General features: G+C 73.9%; 14 protein-coding genes. 7 read left to right on the top strand and 7 right to left on the bottom strand.

What is annotated here, in order from left to right:
- Nucleotides 1-71 precede the first annotated feature (71 nt).
- Nucleotides 72-1,319 carry a threonine--tRNA ligase gene (gene thrS / locus ACIBQ1_RS02225; protein ID WP_397274094.1) on the bottom strand — a complete coding sequence of 416 codons (1,248 nt, stop codon included), beginning with the start codon at nt 1,317-1,319 and terminating at the stop codon, nt 72-74.
- Nucleotides 1,320-1,455: 136 nt separating this feature from the next.
- Here thrS and ACIBQ1_RS02230 point away from each other — a divergent pair, with 136 nt between their 5' ends.
- Nucleotides 1,456-2,448 (top strand): response regulator transcription factor, encoded by a 993-nt coding sequence (locus tag ACIBQ1_RS02230; RefSeq protein ID WP_397274095.1) that lies wholly within the window; start codon nt 1,456-1,458, stop codon nt 2,446-2,448.
- Here ACIBQ1_RS02230 and ACIBQ1_RS02235 read toward each other — a convergent pair.
- Nucleotides 2,428-2,871 carry an ATP-binding protein gene (locus ACIBQ1_RS02235; protein WP_397274097.1) on the bottom strand — a complete coding sequence of 148 codons (444 nt, stop codon included), beginning with the start codon at nt 2,869-2,871 and terminating at the stop codon, nt 2,428-2,430. The two genes, ACIBQ1_RS02230 and ACIBQ1_RS02235, sit on opposite strands and share 21 nt — an antisense overlap.
- Before the next feature lie 174 nt (nt 2,872-3,045).
- Here ACIBQ1_RS02235 and ACIBQ1_RS02240 point away from each other — a divergent pair, with 174 nt between their 5' ends.
- The 3 genes from ACIBQ1_RS02240 (at nt 3,046) to ACIBQ1_RS02250 (ending at nt 4,972) form a co-directional block, all read left to right on the top strand.
- A complete protein-coding gene (locus ACIBQ1_RS02240; RefSeq protein WP_355364271.1) occupies nt 3,046-3,513 on the top strand; it encodes an adenylyltransferase/cytidyltransferase family protein in 468 nt (155 codons plus the stop codon).
- Between the two features lie 66 nt (nt 3,514-3,579).
- Nucleotides 3,580-4,167, top strand: coding sequence for a hypothetical protein (locus tag ACIBQ1_RS02245; RefSeq protein ID WP_397274098.1), 588 nt, complete (start codon nt 3,580-3,582; stop codon nt 4,165-4,167).
- 112 nt (nt 4,168-4,279) lie between these two features.
- Nucleotides 4,280-4,972, top strand: coding sequence for a DUF427 domain-containing protein (locus ACIBQ1_RS02250; RefSeq protein WP_397274099.1), 693 nt, complete (start codon nt 4,280-4,282; stop codon nt 4,970-4,972).
- A gap of 10 nt (nt 4,973-4,982) precedes the next feature.
- On the opposite strand, the gene ACIBQ1_RS02255 is transcribed toward ACIBQ1_RS02250, so the two are convergent.
- Complete coding sequence (locus ACIBQ1_RS02255; RefSeq protein ID WP_397274100.1) at nt 4,983-5,585, bottom strand: TIGR03086 family metal-binding protein; 603 nt, start codon at nt 5,583-5,585, stop codon at nt 4,983-4,985.
- Between the two features lie 56 nt (nt 5,586-5,641).
- Complete coding sequence (locus ACIBQ1_RS02260) at nt 5,642-6,304, bottom strand: TetR/AcrR family transcriptional regulator C-terminal domain-containing protein (protein ID WP_397274101.1); 663 nt, start codon at nt 6,302-6,304, stop codon at nt 5,642-5,644.
- 95 nt (nt 6,305-6,399) lie between these two features.
- Between ACIBQ1_RS02260 and ACIBQ1_RS02265 the strand changes: the two genes are divergently transcribed.
- A complete protein-coding gene (locus ACIBQ1_RS02265) occupies nt 6,400-8,118 on the top strand; it encodes an FAD-dependent monooxygenase (RefSeq protein WP_397274102.1) in 1,719 nt (572 codons plus the stop codon).
- A 52-nt stretch (nt 8,119-8,170) separates the two neighbouring features.
- On the opposite strand, the gene ACIBQ1_RS02270 is transcribed toward ACIBQ1_RS02265, so the two are convergent.
- Genes ACIBQ1_RS02270 through ACIBQ1_RS02280 form a run of 3 tightly spaced genes read right to left on the bottom strand, consistent with a single transcriptional unit; the run spans nt 8,171 to nt 12,361 of the window.
- Entirely contained in the window at nt 8,171-9,433 is a 1,263-nt protein-coding gene (locus ACIBQ1_RS02270) for a M20/M25/M40 family metallo-hydrolase (protein WP_397274103.1), read from the bottom strand.
- Nucleotides 9,430-11,298 (bottom strand): prolyl oligopeptidase family serine peptidase, encoded by a 1,869-nt coding sequence (locus ACIBQ1_RS02275; protein WP_397274105.1) that lies wholly within the window; start codon nt 11,296-11,298, stop codon nt 9,430-9,432. Before ACIBQ1_RS02275 ends, ACIBQ1_RS02270 begins: the two co-directional genes overlap by 4 nt.
- 4 nt (nt 11,299-11,302) lie before the next feature.
- Nucleotides 11,303-12,361 carry a C39 family peptidase gene (locus ACIBQ1_RS02280; RefSeq protein WP_397274106.1) on the bottom strand — a complete coding sequence of 353 codons (1,059 nt, stop codon included), beginning with the start codon at nt 12,359-12,361 and terminating at the stop codon, nt 11,303-11,305.
- 85 nt (nt 12,362-12,446) lie between these two features.
- Here ACIBQ1_RS02280 and ACIBQ1_RS02285 point away from each other — a divergent pair, with 85 nt between their 5' ends.
- Both ACIBQ1_RS02285 and ACIBQ1_RS02290 read left to right on the top strand, forming a co-directional pair.
- A complete protein-coding gene (locus ACIBQ1_RS02285) occupies nt 12,447-13,775 on the top strand; it encodes an SWIM zinc finger family protein (protein ID WP_397274107.1) in 1,329 nt (442 codons plus the stop codon).
- Nucleotides 13,772-16,483 carry a hypothetical protein gene (locus tag ACIBQ1_RS02290; protein WP_397274108.1) on the top strand — a complete coding sequence of 904 codons (2,712 nt, stop codon included), beginning with the start codon at nt 13,772-13,774 and terminating at the stop codon, nt 16,481-16,483. Before ACIBQ1_RS02285 ends, ACIBQ1_RS02290 begins: the two co-directional genes overlap by 4 nt.
- Nucleotides 16,484-16,500: the final 17 nt, after the last annotated feature.

Below are 16,500 nucleotides of genomic sequence, written 5' to 3' on the forward strand. Positions count from 1 at the left end.
GCGTTGCAGCGGACTTTACGAGCCGGTAACGCGCGGAGGGAAGAGGCCGTTATCTTTTCGATCTCCTAACGTCAGAACAAAGGCCGTGAATCCCCGGCAAGTCGTTCCACCGGCACCTCGCCGGCCTGGCTTCCGTCGCGCAGCCGCACCGAGGCCCGGCCGCTCGCGGCCTCGCGCGGCCCCACGACGAGCTGGTACGGCACCAGCCGGTGCGCCCTGATCCTGGCCCCCAGGCTGCCCCGGTCGGCAGGCGCCAGCTCCGCCCGCAGCCCGGCGGCCAGGCAGCGGCGCAGCAGGGCCTCGGCGGCGGGCAGTTCGGCGTCCGACAGCGGCAGCACCACGGCCTGCACGGGCGCCATCCAGGCGGGGAACGCGCCCCCGTGGACCTCGATGAGGTGCGCGACCAGGCGTTCGAGGCCGCCGACGACGCTGCGGTGCACCATGACGGGGCGCTCGCCGCCGGCATAGCGCAGGTCGAAGCGCTCCGGCTGGAAGAAGTCCACCTGGACGGTCGACAGGGTCGCCTCGCGGCCCGCCGGGTCCGCGATCTGGATGTCGATCTTGGGGCCGTAGAAGGCGCCCTCGCCGCGTTCCTCGTCGAAGTCGCGGCCCCGCTCCCGCAGCACGCCGCGCAGGATCGCCTCGGAGCGCGCCCACATGTCCGGGTCGTCCACGTACTTGCCGCCTCCCTCTCCGCCCTCGCCGCGCAGCGAGAGCCGGTAGCGCGCGGCGGCGATGCCGAGCTGGGCGTGCGCGGCCTCGATCAGGTCGAGCACGGCCGACACCTCGGCGACGGCCTGCTCGGGCGCGCAGAACACGTGGCCGTCGTTGATCTGGATGGCCCGCACCCTGCTCAGCCCGCCGAGCACGCCGGACAGCTCGGAGCGGTACATGCCGCCCAGCTCGGCCACGCGCAGCGGCAGGTCGCGGCGGCCGCGCCCGCGCGAGCGGTAGATGAGCGCGTGGTGCGGGCACAGGCTGGGCCGCAGCACGAACTCCTCGCCGCCCACGTTCATGGGCGGGAACATGTCCTCCATGTAGTGCGCCCAGTGGCCCGATCTCTCGTACAGCTCGCGTTTGCCCAGCACGGGGGAGTTGACGTGGTGGTAGCCGTTGCGGCGTTCGAGCTCGTGGACGTAGTCCTCGACGGCCTTGCGCACGGCCGCTCCGGCGGGCAACCAGTAGGGCAGACCCGCGCCGATCAGCGGGTCGGTGTCGAAGATGCCCAGCTCACGGCCGAGCCTGCGGTGGTCGTTCATGATCGTCCTTTGCGTGGAAAGGGCGAACGACCAGCTCCCGGGCGTCCGCCCGGGATGCATGGAATCAGCGCGCCGGGACCGTGTCCGGCGTCGTCGTGACGAAGGCGCGCTGCATGTTCCTCACGGTAGCATCCGGGCGCTCGTGAAAAAAAGTTTCAACAAGACCCCAAGGTTTGGCAAATGATATAAAGGCTCGGTGGCCGAGATCATCCTGGACGTCCGCCAGCTCCAGGCGTTCGCGGAGGTCGGCTACCAGGTCGCGGGCGGTGGCGACGCGCACGCGGCGATGGCGGCCCTGCGCCGGGTGGTCCCGGTGGACGCGTACGAGTTCGTCGCGTTCGATCCGGCCACCGGGCGGCACCACAGCGTCGTGTCCGACGGCCATCACCGCATCGACCACGACGCGGCCGAGGAGTACGCCAGGCTCGACGCGTGCCGCAGGGCCATCGTCACCCGCGCGCCGGTGGTCATGCCGGAGCCGGGCACCGAGCGCTACTTCCGGCGCCACCTCGCCCCCTACGGCTGGCGGGCGGGGCTGACGGCGCCGCTGTTCCTCAGCGAGGGCCGCTACACGGGGCTGCTCCACCTGGCCACGAAGGACGCCTTCCCCCGGCGCACGGGCGCGCTGGTCCTCGCGCTCAGCCCGATGCTCGCCCACGTCACAGACCTGACCAGGTGCGTGATCGACCCGGTGGGGCTGCCGCGGGACTTCCGGGCGGTCGCCTTCGACCGGGTGGGGACGCGGCGCGAGGTGCCGGGCCACGAGGCGTCGGCCGCGCTGCGCGACGACCCGGCGGTGGCCGCGTTCGCCCGGGCGTTCATCGACTCGCGGGAGCTGAGCAGGCACGGGCTCTGGCTCGACCGCGAGGGGCGCTGGCACGAGTTACGGCTGTTCAGGGCCGGGGTCGGGTTCCAGGGGGCGCTCCAGGGCGCGGTCGTGGCCGAGCGGCCGTGCCCGCTGCCGTACGACCTCACCGGGCGCGAGGTCGACGTGCTCACCCGGGTGGCGGCCGGCGACTCCAACCCGCAGATCGCCGCCGCGCTGGTGCTCAGCGTCCGCACCGTGACGACCCATCTGGAGCACATCTTCGCCAAGCTCGGCTGCGACAGCCGTACCCGCCTGACCACCAAGGCCCTCGCCGAGGGCCTGTGCCGCCTCGACGTCCAGCTAGACGGCCACCCCGGCTGACAGGCGCGACCCCAGGAGCTCGAACCAGACCGTCGTCGTGCCGTCCTCGCGGGTGAAGCCCCAGCGGTGGCTGAGCGCCTCGATCAGCGGCAGGCCGCGCCCGCTGGTGGACTGCGTGCTCGTACGGCACACGCAGGGCGGCCCGTCGGACCCGGCGTCCGACACCAGCACCCGCACCGCCGTCTCCGAGCTCGTCACGGTCACCGTGAACGATCCGCCCGAACCGGACCTGGTGTGCAGGATCGCGTTCGTGGCCAGTTCGCTGGTGAGCAGGGCCACGTCGTCGTACAGCGGGTGGTCGCGGCCGAGCGCGGCCGTCACGAGCCCCCGGGCCCTGGCCACCTGGGACGGCACGCCCGGGAGTCGGGCGACGAGATCACGGGAGTCGCCTCCGTCGACGCTGTGAAAGTCCGGCGGTGCCACGGCGACCTCCCCCAAATCCGGTGACGTTGTGAGACGCGCCGACGGTGGGCCGGAGATTACCGCGAAAAGGTAGGAATGACCTTGCCCGAGGTCGGCTGCACGACCGCGGACGCCGACCGAGTACGCTGCGATCGACGAGTCGTCTAGGCCATAGGGGAGAGCGTGGGAGGTCGCGTGAGCAGCCTGGAGGCCGTCTGGGTGCAGCCGTACGACCGGCCGGGGGCGGCGGTCGTGACCGGCGTCTTCGACATCCTGCACGTGGGCCACGTGCGCTACCTGGGCGCGGTGGCCGACCGCGGGCTGCCGCTGGTCGTCGGCGTCGAGGACGATCCCCGGGTGCGGGCCTGGAAGGGGCCGAGCCGCCCGCTCAACCCCGCTGAGGAGCGGGCCGAGGTGCTGGCCGCCCTCCGCTTCGTGACCGGCGTGTTCATCGTGACGGGGCCGCCCGAGGCGCACGGGCCGGAGGACTACATCGACCTGCTGGCCCCCATGCGGCCCGGGGCGCTCGCGCACACGGCCGGTGACCCGCACGCGGGCGCGCGAGCGGCGGCTGCGGCGATCCTGGGGGCCGAGTGCTGGGAGATGGCCTCCATCCCCGGCCGTTCCACGACCCGGATCGTGAACGCGGCAGGCAAGGGCTGACGGCCCCGGCCCAGCACTCGCCGAGACCCGCGGGTGGGAGGGCATGATCGCGTACGCTTTCGTGACATGACAGCCGACCTGCTGGCGAAACGCGTGACGAACCTGCTGGCACCCCAAGTGCTGGTGATCGCCATGCCGCCCCTGGTCGGCCTGCTCGCCCAGGGCTGGGGTGGCGCGGCGTGGGGCCTGGTGGCCTCGGCGATCTGCGGCGGCGTGCCGGCGGCGGTGATCGCGGTCGGCGTGCGCGCGGGCCGCCTCGACTCCCACCACATCGTCGACCGCGCCCGCCGCACCGGCCCCCTGCTCGCCGCCGTGGCGGCCGTGCTGGTGGCGTTGGCCCTGCTGGTGGTGCTGGGCGCGCCGACGCTGCTCGTCGCCACCGTGAGCGCGATGCTGGTCGCGCTGGCCGTCACCGTGCCGGTGACGCTGCGCTGGAAGATCTCCTTCCACGCCGCGGTCTCGGCGGGCACGGTCGTGGTGTTCGCCCACGTCCTGCCCGCCTGGCCGGCCGCGACCGCCGGGGCCGCCGTCGTGGCGCTGGTGTGCTGGGCGAGGGTACGCCTCACGCACCACACCTGGCCCCAGGTCGTCGTGGGAGCGGTGGTGGGCATGGCCGCGACCTGGGCGACGCTGGCCGCGTTCGGCCTGAGCTGAGCCCCTCGCGGCCCCCGCCCCGGACCGGAATAGCGGCACCGCGGCCGGGGTTTGCGCTGATATGGATGCCACGAACCGCGGTCGGGTACGCGTCGAGCCGACGGCCAAGCGTGTGAGGACCTATCTCGGCGGCCGGGTGGTGGCCGACTCCACCTCCGCCCTCCTGGTGTGGGAGGTGCCGTACTACCCCACCTACTATTTCCCGCCGGCCGATGTGGACCAGTCCGCGCTCAAGGCCACCGGCGCGACCAAGCACTCCCCGAGCAGGGGAGACGGCCTGGTCCACACCGTGACCTCGGGCACGGCGCAGGCGGCCGACGCCGCGCTCGTCCATCCCGACTCGCCGCTGGAGCAGATCCGCGGTTACGTCCGGTTCGAGTGGGACGCCATGGACGCCTGGTTCGAGGAGGACGAGGAGGTCTACTTCCATCCGCGTGACCCGTACACCCGGGTGGACATCCTGGCGAGCTCGCGGCACGTGCGGGTGGAGGTGGACGGCGTGACCGTGGCCGACTCCCACGGCCCGCGCATCCTGTTCGAGACGGGCCTGCCCGCCCGCTACTACCTGCCGAAGACGGACGTACGGCTCGACCTGCTGGAACACACCGACACCGCCACCCACTGCCCCTACAAGGGCACCGCGGAATACTGGACGGTCAACGGTCAGAAGGACCTGGCCTGGTCGTACCGCACGCCGCTGCCGGAGAGCGAGAAGATCGCCGGGCTGGTCGCGTTCTACAACGAGAAGCTCGACATCTACGTGGACGGCGAGCTCCAGGAGCGCCCGAAGTCGAAGTTCGCCTGATCGTCCGCGGTCAGGAGGAGGGGGTCCAGCCCGGGTCGCGGCCGAGGTAGCGAAGGAGCGCCGCCACGTCGTCGTCGCCGGGCTCGGAGTCCAGCGCCGGGGCGTACGCGCCCCAGGCGCGCAGCGGCTCGACGATCTCCATGGCCACCTTCAGCAGGGGCCTGGCCAGGTCCGGCGTGAGCGGCGAGGGCCGGCCGGTCGCGGCCGCGATGTCCCAGGCGTGCACGGCGGCGTCGAGCGCGCACGCCGTCGAGCCGGACCACGGCGACAGCTTGTGCGGCGGCACCGGCGTCGGCACCTCCGCGGCGCCGCGGTCGACGCCCGCCCACGCGCGGGCCGAGCGCGCCAGCGCGTCCTCCGTGAAGGCCGAGGGGTCCGACTCCGGCTCGCCCGACGGCTCGAACGGGTTGAACGTGGGGCCGGGCTCGCCGGTCAGCGCGGCGGCGAAGCCGATCTGGTCGCCGACCGCGTGCTGGAGGACCTGGGTGACATTCCAGGCCGCGCAGGGCGTCGGCAGGTGCCAGCCGCCGGCCGGCACGCCGCCGACGACCCGGCGCAGCGCCTCGTGCGAGGCGTCGAGAACGTCCCAGCCGCTGATGGTGATGTCGCTCATTGGTGAGCCCCCTTTCGTGGTGCTTTCAGCTTAGCAGAACGGAATAGTTTGTTCCACTAGTTGGCGGGACTGGATGCCTCGGCTGTCAGGCCGTGGATCAGCATGTCCAGCGCCCGCTCGAAGTCCGCCGCCGGGTCCACGCCGTTCCGTGTGCTCCGCAGCAGCCTGCTGAAGTGCGGCAGCCGTGCCGGGTCCATCTCGCGGATGTACGCGCTGACCCCCTGCTCGCCCGCGTGCACGCCCGGGTCGCCGGTGAACCCGCCCGTCGACAGCATCAGCGACCCGAACACCAGGCTGTTCACGGCGGTCAGCGCCCGCCACGCGCCCAGGTCGTCGAACCCCGCCTGGAACAGCGCCCCCACCAGCGCGTCGAGCGGCTCCAGCGCCCGTACGGAGGTCGGGTTGGACTGGTCGGTGACCAGCGCGAGCGGCACCGCCGGATGGCGGCTGAACGCCCGGTACATGCTCAGCGCCACCCCGCGCACCTGCTCCTGCCATGACAGCCCCGGGTCCGGCCGCTCGACCTGCACGAACACCCGCTCGGCCACGCCGTCGAGGATGTCGGCCTTGTTCGAGACGTGGTTGTAGAGCGACATCGCCTCGACGCCCAGCACCTTGGCCAGCCGCCGCATGGTCAGGCCCTCCAGGCCCTCGTTGTCGGCCAGTTCGAGGGCCGCGTCCAGGACCCTTTCCCTGTTCAGCGGCTCCCGTCGTGCCATCCGGCGCCCCTTCCTCGGATTTCTCGGATTGACAAAGCTTACGGTGTATGTGTTCTACTTACTGCGTAAGCTTACGCCGTAAGTAGGGAGCGGAGATGACCGACGTGATCATCGTCGGCGGCGGGCCCGTGGGGCTGCTGCTGGCGTGCGAGCTCAAGCTGGGCGGGGCGGACCCACTGGTCCTGGAGGCGGCCACGGGCGAGGAGCGCCGCACGCGCAGCCTCGGCCTGCGCTCGCTCAACGCGCGCACCGTGCAGTCGCTGGCCCTGCGCGACCTGGTCGAGCCGGTCGCCGGGGAGCAGTGGGCGATGCTCGACGACCTGGCCGCGCGCCGCGGCCCCGCCGGGGCCGACGTGGTCGCCATGATGGTGGAGCTGCTCAGGAAGGGGATGATCAGCGGGCACTTCAGCGGGCTGCCGCTGCTGGACGAGGCCGGGAAGGCCGAATACCTCATGCTCAAGCAGGACCGGCTGGAGGCCGTCCTGGCCGAGCGGGCCGCCGGCCTGGGGGTGCGGATCTGGCAGGGGTGCGCGGTGGCCGACGTCGCGCAGGAGGAGTCCGCCGCCGTCGCCACGCTCGCCGACGGGCGGACGGTGCGGGCCGCGTATCTCGTGGGGTGCGACGGCGGGCGGAGTGTGGTGCGCAAGCTGTCGGGGTTCGCGTTCGAAGGGACGCCGCCCACCATGACGGGGCGGACCGCGGTGGCCGAGCTGGCCTCCGACGAGGCCGTGACGTCGTCCCTCCGCCACCCCGGCGGGCTGGCGAACCTGTCGCTGGTGCCGGGGGAGATCGCCACCATCGAGTTCGACGGCGGGCCCCGGGGCCGGGACGCGCCGATGACGGCCGAGGAGCTGGAGGGCAGCCTGCGGCGGGTGACGGGGCACGACGTGGTGGTCAAGGGGCTGGAGGCCGGCATCCGCTACGGCGACAACACCCGGCACGCGCAGACGTACCGCAAGGGGCGGGTGCTGCTGGCGGGGGACGCGGCGCACGTGCACTCGCCGATCGGCGGGCAGGGGCTCAATCTGGGGCTGCAGGACGCGTTCAACCTCGGGTGGAAGCTGGCCCTGGTGGTCCGGGGGCTCGCGCCCGAGGGGCTGCTGGACACCTACACCGCCGAACGGCACCCGGTGGCGGCGCGGGTGCTGCGCAACACCCGGGCCCAGGTGGCGCTGATGCGGCCAGGGCCGCAGGTGGACGCCCTGCGGGAGGTGCTGGGGGAGGTGATCGAGCTGCCGGAGGCCAGGCGGCATTTCACGGGGATGGCCGACGGGACGGCCGTGGACTACGCGCCGGGCGCGGCGCATCCCCTCGTCGGCCGCTTCGCCCCGCGCCTGGAGGCGATCCCGGCGGCCCCGCCCGCGGGCCCGGCCTTTGAGACGGTACGGGCGGCTGGAGCGTTATCCGAGCCTGAGGGAGGTCAGCCGGTGCCTGGGCCCGTGGGGGACGGGGCGTTGCCTGGGGCCGTGGGGGATCGGGGGGTGCGTGGGTCCGTGGGGGCGCGGACGGTCGCCGAGCTGTTGCGGGACGGGCGTGGCCTCGTGCTGGCCCTCTCGGGCGCGCCCGGCGACGGGCTCGACGCCGCCGTGGACGCCGCCGTGGACGCCGCCGTGGACGCCGCCGTGGCGGGCCACCGCGACCGGGTGCGGGTGGCGCACGCGGCCACCACCGCGCCTGCCGATGGGATGGGCGGGGCCGGGGGCGCGGAGGTGCTGCTGGTGCGGCCCGACGGCTACGTCGCCTGGGCGGGCGGGCGCGACGGGGTCGCCGAGGCGCTCACCACGTGGTTCGGCCCGCCCAGGACGGCCGGCTGAGGACGGCCGGTTGAGGACGGCCGGTTGAGGACGGCCGGTTGAGGACGGCTGGTCAGGTGAGGAGGCGGGTGAGGACGCGGGTGCCGAATTCGAGTCCTTCCACCGGCACCCGCTCGTCCTTGCCGTGGAACATCCCGAAGTAGTCCAGGTCCGGCCGGAGCATGAGGGGCGCGAAGCCGTACCCCTTGATGCCGAGCGTGGCGAAGGACTTCGCGTCCGTGCCGCCGCTCATCACGTACGGCACCGGCCGCGCGAGCGGGTCCTCGGCCACCAGCGCGCCCGCCAGCGTGTCGAAGAACGCCGACGGGTACGGCGCTTCTGGCGCGTCCTCCAGGTTGACGAACTCGCGGGTGATCTTCGGCCCGAGCAGCGCGTCGATCGTCTCCAGGAACTCCTCCTGCAGCCCCGGCAGGTAGCGCCCGTCCACGTGCGCCTCGGCGGTCGAGGGCACCACGTTCACCTTGTATCCGGCGTTCAGCATCGTCGGGTTCGCCGAGTTGCGGATCTGGCTCTTGAACAGGCTGCCCAGCGGCCCGAGCCGAGCGGCCTCCTCGTCGAGGCGGTCGAGGTCGACCGGCTGACCGGTGATCTCGGAAAGGCTCTGGACGAGGGCGGCCACCGACGGCGTCAGGCGTACCGGCCACTGGTGGGAGGCCACCCGCGACAGGGCGTGCACCAGCGTGGCGACCGGGTTGTCCACCGGCGGGCGCGAGCCGTGCCCGGCCACGCCGTGCGCGGTGAGCTTCATCCAGGCGGTGCCGCGCTCGCCCACCGCGATCGGGTACACCCGGTGCCCGCCGGAGGACACGCTGAAGCCGCCGGACTCGCTGATCGCCTCCGTGACGCCGTCGAACAGCCCCCGCCGCTCGGTGACGGCGTGCCGGGAGCCGTAGTCGCCGGTCGCCTCCTCGTCCGCCAGGAACGCCAGCACCAGGTCACGCTTCGGGCGCACGCCGCGCGCGGCCAGGTCGAGCACGGTCGCGAGGGTCATCGCGCACGAGCCCTTCATGTCGACCGCGCCGCGCCCGTACACGCAGTCGTCCACGATCTCCCCGGAGAACGGGTGCAGTTGCCACTCGGCCGGGTCGGCGGGCACCACGTCCAGGTGGCCGTGGATCAGCAGCGCGTCGGGGGAGTCGCCGTCGATCCTGGCCACCACGGTGGTCCGCCGCGGAGCCGACTCGAACACCACCGGCTCGATCCCCGCGTCGGCCAGCAGCGTGGCGACGTATTCGGCCGCCGGTCGCTCGCCGGAGCCCGGGTTGGTGGTGTCGAACCTGATCAGATCCGAGCAGATCTCGGCAACGCTTTTCACGCTCTCCCTTTCAGTGTCAGCGGCGGCACCTCGGGCATCTCCATGTCGAAGATCAGCCCGTAGAAGGCCAGCTCGGCCTCCAGCACCGCGACGATAGTCTCCTCCCGGCGCCAGCCGTGCTGCTCGCCGGGGTAGGTGAGCAAGGCCCACTCCTTGCCGTGTTTGTCCAGCTCGGCGGTGAACCGCTCGGCCTGGCTGACGTCCACGATCGCGTCCTCCAGGCCGTGCAGCATGAGGCAAGGGCCCGACGCGCGGTAGGCGTTCAGGAGGGGCGAGCGTTCGGTGTAGCGGTCGCGGGTCTCGGGCAGCGGACCCACCAGACCGTCCAGGTAACGGGACTCGAAGTCGTGCGTCTCGGCCGCCCAGCTCTCCGGGTCGGTGATCGCGTAGTGCGCCACCCCGCCCGCGAACACGTCGCTGTGCACGAGCGCCGCCACCGTCGTCCAGCCTCCGGCGCTGCCGCCCCGGATGGCGATCTTCGCGGCGTCGGCCCTGCCCATCTCGACCAGGCCGCGCGCCACCCTGGCGCAGTCCTGTACGTCCACCACGCCCCACTGATGGCGCAGCCGCTCGCGATAGGCCCGCCCGTACCCCGTCGACCCGCCGTAGTTGACCACGGCCACGCCGAGCCCTCTGCTGGTGAAGTACGCGATCTCCAGGTCGAGCACGATCGGCAGGTTGCCGGTCGGGCCGCCGTGCACGAAGATCACGTACGGGCTCGGGCCGCCCCGGCCGCCGGACGGCGGGTAGAGGTGCGCGTGCACGCCCTCGACGGTCACGGCCTCGGGGGTGGGGAGCAGGTCGCGGTCCGGCAGCGGCTTGCGCTGCGACACGACCTCGTGGGTGCCGTCCGCGAGGTCGACGAGGGTGACCTCCAGCGGCGTGTACGGGGTCGCGCCCACGGCCGCCACCTTGCCGCCCGCGACCGACACGGTCGAGGACCAGTAGGTGGCCGCGCCGCCGATGTCCCTGATGTCGCCGGTCTCGGGGTTCAGCACGCCCAGGTGGCGCAGGTCCGGGGTGCCGTACACGACCGCGACCTCGCCCGTGCCCGCGATCGCCAGGTACGTCATGCCCGGCTTCCACGCGGCGGCGCCGAACTCCTGCTCGATCGGGGTGAGGTTCGTGGTGGGGGAGCCGTCGAGGTGGACGAGGTGGACGTTCCACCAGCCGGTGGGGTCGGTCACGGCGTACAGGCTGCCGTCGTCGCGCCACTCGGCCTGGGCCACCGACTCCTCGGGGCCTCCGGCGACGATCCGGTACGCGCCCGCCGTGCCGTCCTCGCGCAGCGGGGCCACGCACAGCTCGGTGCCGTCCCAGGGCATGTTCGGGTGGTCCCAGCCGATCCAGGCGACGTGGCGGCCGTCCGGGGACAGGCGCGGATTCATCAGGAAGTGCTGGGCCCTGGCGACCACCGTGACCGGGCCGCCGTCCAGGGGGACCGCCACCAGGTCGCGCACGCCGTCCGTCTCCCGGACCGCCCACACCTCGCCCCGGCCGGGCGGGAGATAGAGGTCCGCGTAGCGGTACGGGCCCTCGGGGGTGATCGCCACCGGCCCCTCGCCGCCCGCCGGGTCGAGGCGGTAGAGGCGCTGGTCGGCCCAGTTCGTGAAGACCAGGCTGCCGCCCGGGAGCGGACGCCAGGAGCGCCCGCCGTACTCGATCACCCGGTTGCGCGCGTTCCAGCCCGGCGGCAGGGCGTCCACGCGGGTGCCGTCCGGGAGGCGGCGCACCACGCAGCGGCGCCCGCCCTCTTGCGGGCGCGGCTCGTCCCACCAGACCTCGACGCCGGAGGGCGTGGCCACCGCCTCCACCCACTGCGGGCCGCCGTCGGTACGGGCCACGTCGATCGGTCGAATGCTCATCAAGTCACCAATTGCCATTCGTGCAGGGAGGAAGTGGATGGTCGGGCGGGTGAAGGATGTACGCGATGCCCCCGCTGCCCGAGCTCCTGAGCCATACGTTCTCGAACGCTGCCCGCGGATAGACCCTTCGAACCGAGGCGTCCCCAGGAGCCGCGGGATCGTTGACGACGACGTCGCCCTCGGCGGTGAAACCGGTGACGACGAGGATGTGCCCGCTGGTGGAGTAGCAGGAACCGGGCAGCTCGGCCACCTTGAACGACTGCGACGTGATCACCGGGATGCCCGCCCGCACGAACGCCTCCAGCTCCACCGCGGACCGCAGCCGCGTCACGAACCCGGCCAGGCCGTACCGCCCCGCGTACGCCACGTTGAACGGCCAGTTGCCGGTCCCCTGGTAGCTCTCGTCGTACGTGCCCATGGCGGCGTGGTCCACGGACGGGGCCGGGTCGCCGTCCCCCACCCAGGCCAGCTCGTCCGGGCCGGGACCGCGGCCCCAGTAGCCCAGCACCATGGCCACCGAGGCCGGGCTGCACCAGTTGACGCCCCCGCCGTCCCACTGCGGATGGTGCCCGGCGTGCGTGTGCTGGGAGTGCGCGGGCACCGCCAGTTCCACCGCCCCCGCCGTGCCGAAGGGGCTCGGCGCGGTCGGGCGCCGCGGCACGGCCGAGGCCATCACGCCCAGCCCGGTCACGCGCGCGTCCGCGCCGTGCGCCGCGACCCGCACCTGGTAGGCCACGACCGGTCGCCGGGCCACGAACGTGTCCACCGCCACGTCCCCGTCCTGGTCGCCCTGACCGGGCACGGAGGTGCGGGGGCCGCCGTGCTCCGACCAGCGGCCCATGACGTACCACTTGGTGAGATCGCCCTGGACGGTCCTGGCCCGGAGCGCCACCTCGATCCACGAGCCCGGTGAGGTGAGCGCGGTCCACGAGGGCACGAGCTGGGTCGCCGGGAACCCGACCTGGTGCTCCCCGCTCGTCCACGAGCCCGCCGACGAGCCCGCCGGTACGGCGAAGCGGGCGAAGGCGACGCGGGCCAGATCGACGGTGAGCACCAGCCACATTGTGGTTTCGCACTGTGTGTCGCACATCGGATGTTTTACGTACCGGCCCAGATTTGTGTCGGTGGTGATCTCTATGGTTCGGGGCATGACTCAGGCGGTACAGGCATACTCCTACGCGGGTCCCTCCACGCTCGCGGACGGCAGGCTCGGTCTCTCGACCTCCGGCGGCACGGCGTTGTCGGGGCCGCGGACGCACCCGCGCTTCTTCAGCGGGCTGCTCACCCACGCCGCTCCGGCCGCGGCCGGGCTGCTGGCCGTGGCGGACGTCGCGCTCGCCCGCTACCACCAGCCGAGGCCGGGCTGGACCCGCGACCCGGTGGTGACGTGCGACGGCGGGCGGCTGCGGTTCGAGTCGTTCTCGGCCTGCGGCGGCGTCTACGCTCGGCTCGACGTGCTGGGGCTCGACGGCGACGTGCTCGACCGGGGCACCACCAACGTCGACGTCAACGGCCCGCTGCGCGAGTCCCTGGCCAGGGTGGGCGGCAGGGACCCGCTCCACCTGGGCGTCGGGCCCGACGAGCTGACGGTCACCACGCTCGACGGCGCGGTCCTGGAGAAGAAGGTGCCGCTGCCGTCGCGGTGGCTGCGCGGGTTCGCGGAGGTGCAGGTGATCGCGGCCGGGTGGGACCTGCGGGCCGAGCTGGCTGGGCCGCACGCCGTGCGCTTCCTGCGCTCCCTGCCGAAGGGCGCCCGTTCCACCGTGTGGGCCGTCCCCTCGGGCCGCGACCTGCGCCTGGCCTCGGGCCCCGCGCGGGGCGGGGTCTGCCTGTCGGGCACGGGGCGGGTGGCCACGCTGCTGCCGCTGCTCAGGTTCGCCAAGGCCCTGCGGGTCTACGGGCCCGCCGACGGCTCGTCCACGGCCGGCGCCTGGGAGCTGGAGCTGCCTGGCATGCGTTACACGCTGGCGGTCTCGCCCGAGCCGTGGCGCGGGTTCTCCGGCGAGGGGGCGGTGCTGTCCGACCTGGCCACCGACGAGGCCGCGGACGACGCCGACGTGGTCGGCATGCTGCTCAACTTCGAGCCCACGGTCGAGCTGGGGCTGCTCGCCGACCGTTCGGGGCTTCCGCTCGAACGCGTACGCGCCGCCCTCACCCAGCTCGGCACCGCCGGGCGCGTCGGCTACGACCTGCACGAGGCGGCCCACTTCCACCGCGAGCTGCCCTACGACAGGGAGCAGGTGGCCGAGCTCAACCCCCGGCTGACGGCCGCCCGCGCGCTGGCCGGCTCCGGGGCCGTGCGCCTGCTCGGGGAGACGGCCGAGGTGACGACCGACGGCGGGGTGCGGCGGGTGCGGATCGCCGAGGGCGAGTGCACGTGCCCGTGGTGGTTCGACCATCGCGGCTCGCGCGGGCCGTGCAAGCACGTGCTGGCGGCCAGGATCGCCGCCCGCGTCGCCGTAGAGGTCGCTCCGTGACCGCATGGGAAGCGGTGGTGGCGGCCATCGACACCGGAGACCCGCAGCGGGTCGCCGACTGCGTGCTGGCCCTCGGCGAGCGCGAGCGCCGCGAGGTGGCCGCCCTGCTCCCTGGCCACATCGCCGTGGCGGAGCGCCGGGCCGAGGCCCGGCAGCTGGAGCGCATCACCAGGCGGGAGCGCGAGAGCGAGGCCGCCTGGCGGGAGCACGTGCGCCGGGCCAGGAGCGTCGGCCGCACCGTCCTCGACCGCGAGCGCTGGGAGTGGAACACCCCCTGGAACTTGCTCTGGCAGCCCGGACGAGAGGAGACCTGGGTCGATCCCCTGCGGGTCGCGGGCGCGGCCGCCATCGGCGGCGCGGCGGCCGTCGTGGCCTGGCTCAACCGGCGCGAGTTCCAGGACCGCTGGGAGGTGAGCGGCGACACCACCGCGATCCTCGAACGCGTCCTGTCCACCCGCCCGGCCGCCTGGCAGGAGGACTTCGCCACCCGCGCCGCGCTCCGGCTGCGCCCCGCCCCGCGCCGGCGCCGCCGCTCGGACGAGACGGACGCGCTCGCCCTGGCCATGCTGCGCCGCACCGGGGTGGCCCCGCCGGAGCACGATCCCCTCGTCGTGGCCTGGGTACGCCAGCCGCCCGCCCCCGGCGACCCGCTGCTCGACCACCTCCTTCCCCGGATCTTCGAGGCCGAGGGCGTGGGCTCGGTCCTGCGGGGCGAGCGCGCGGAGCCGCCGGCACCCGGCGCCTGGCTGGCCGCGCTCACGGAGCTGGCCGGCCAGGGCCGCCGCGACCTGCTGCTCGACGGGTGCGTACGGCGCTTCCTGCGCGGTGGCGAGGTCACCGACCTGCGCTTCTTCGTCCGCCTGCACGAGCTGCTGGAGCCGTCCCGCGACGAGGTGAGCAAGCGCGCCGTCGACTACCTGCGGCTGCTGCCCGCCGCGCCGGGGGCCGTCGCGGAGATGGCGCTGCGGCACCTGCGCGGGCTCGACCACCTGGACCGCGCGGAGGTGTCGGAGGCGCTGCGGGCGCTGCTGTTCAGGGCGGAGCGCAAGCTGGTGACGGCCGGGCTGACCTGGCTCGACGCCGTCGCCCGCGGCTGGCCTGGCGACCTCGACGAGCTGGCGCCCGCGCTGGGGTACGCGTTCGCCTGCGAGTCCGCGGACGTGCAGGGGCGGGCGGTGCGGATCGCGGTCAAGCACGCCAAGCGGTTCACGCCGGTGGGGGCGCAGGCCCTCAGGGACGTCATCGGGCAGCTGCCGCCGCAGCTCGGGGAGACGCTCGCGGCGGTGTTCGGCGGGGAGGCCGCCGAGGAGCCGCCGGAGCCCTTCACGCCCGTGCCGCTGCCCGCGCCGCGCTACGCCGAGGCGTTCCCCGATCCGGTGACGGCGCCTGTCGAGCTGGGACCCCGCGGGGGCGGATGGGAGGCCGCGGAGCTGTGGCTGGCCGGCGTCGTACGGCTGCACCACGACGATCGGGCCGGGCTCGTGACGAGGCTGTCGGAGCGGCGGCCGGGCGCCCGCTCGCCCGAACGGCCGTGGCAGGACGTCTGGCAGTGGTCCGAGGAGATCGCCCGGCTCATCCTGACGGGCGCCTCCCCGGCCCAGGGGCTGCCCCGGCCCGGCTCGGTGTCGGCGCCGCACCTGTTCCTGCTGCGGCGGTGGGCCGAGGTCCACTCGGCGCTCCGGGACGGCACCCTCCCGCCGTACCTGCTGGCCGAGCCCACCGAGGGCACCGGGCACGTGGACGCGGCGGAGCTCGTGGCGCGGCTGGCGGGCTACGAGCGGCATGGCGTCGAGGCCCTGCCCGCGGACCTGCAGCAGGCGCTGCTGCGGCTGCCGCGCGAGGTGGCGCCCGAGGTGGTGGCGCGGGCGCGGCGGCTCACCTCGGAGGCGGGGCGGGCGGCGGCCCGCTGGATGGACGGCGGCCGCCCCGAGCCGGTCACGGAGATCGGCTGGCTCGCCTCGGGGCGGCTGAACCCCGGTGACGAATACCGCGACGACCAGGAGGCGGCCGACACCCGGACCCCCGACCTGGAGCCCAGGATCCGGGTGGTGCCGACGGGGCTCACGCTGCTCGACGAGCTGCTCGCCGAGCCCGGCCGGCGGCGCCGCGAGGGGCACGGCGGGCTGCTGCCGTGGTGGCCGTACGTGATGCCGTCCCACCGGGAGGTCGTCGCGCTCCACTTCGTCCCGCACCTGCTGTACGGGTGGCCGGCGCAGGGGCCGAAGCCGGCCGAGGTCTACGCCCTCGCGCTGGCCGGCGGGCCGTGGGGCGAGGGGATGTCGCTCGTGCTGGCGTATCTCCTGGCCGACCCGTCCTGGTCGAAGCTGCCCGTGGTGCGGGCGCGCCCGGTGGTCGACCTGGCGGCCCGCGGCGACGGGGACGCCGGGGAGACCGGACGCCAGCTCGGGCTGCTGCTGCGCAGGACGTGGCTCAAGCCCGGCCCGGTCTTCGAGACCCTGGAGAGCGCCGCCGAGCAGGGGGCGCATGAGGACGTGTGGCGGATCATGACCGGGTTCCTGCCCGTGTTCCTGCCGGGGGCGGAGGAGCGGCCGCAGACCCGGCACACCCAGGTGCTCGCGTTCGCGCTGCGGGCCGCCCGGTGGGCCGGGGCGCGGGAGCCGGTGCCCTGCGTGGCGGAGATCGCCGAGCGGCGGGCCTCGAACAATTTCGTCCGCGAGGCCCGCCGCCTGCACACCTACCTGACGTGACCTCCTCTGACCGGCGC

The sequence above is a fragment of the Nonomuraea sp. NPDC050153 genome (assembly GCF_044460125.1).
Classification (GTDB): Bacteria; Actinomycetota; Actinomycetes; order Streptosporangiales; family Streptosporangiaceae; genus Nonomuraea.

Excerpts from the sequence above, each read along its gene's own strand:
- ACIBQ1_RS02255 (WP_397274100.1), bottom strand. The coding sequence starts at position 5,585 with ATGAGCGACATCACCATCAGCGGCTGGGACGTTCTCGACGCCTCGCAC.
- ACIBQ1_RS02260 (WP_397274101.1), bottom strand. The coding sequence starts at position 6,304 with ATGGCACGACGGGAGCCGCTGAACAGGGAAAGGGTCCTGGACGCGGCC.
- ACIBQ1_RS02275 (WP_397274105.1), bottom strand. The coding sequence starts at position 11,298 with ATGAGCATTCGACCGATCGACGTGGCCCGTACCGACGGCGGCCCGCAG.
- ACIBQ1_RS02265 (WP_397274102.1), top strand. The coding sequence starts at position 6,400 with ATGACCGACGTGATCATCGTCGGCGGCGGGCCCGTGGGGCTGCTGCTG.
- thrS (WP_397274094.1), bottom strand. The coding sequence starts at position 1,319 with ATGCATCCCGGGCGGACGCCCGGGAGCTGGTCGTTCGCCCTTTCCACG.
- ACIBQ1_RS02280 (WP_397274106.1), bottom strand. The coding sequence starts at position 12,361 with ATGTGGCTGGTGCTCACCGTCGATCTGGCCCGCGTCGCCTTCGCCCGC.
- ACIBQ1_RS02285 (WP_397274107.1), top strand. The coding sequence starts at position 12,447 with ATGACTCAGGCGGTACAGGCATACTCCTACGCGGGTCCCTCCACGCTC.
- ACIBQ1_RS02245 (WP_397274098.1), top strand. The coding sequence starts at position 3,580 with ATGACAGCCGACCTGCTGGCGAAACGCGTGACGAACCTGCTGGCACCC.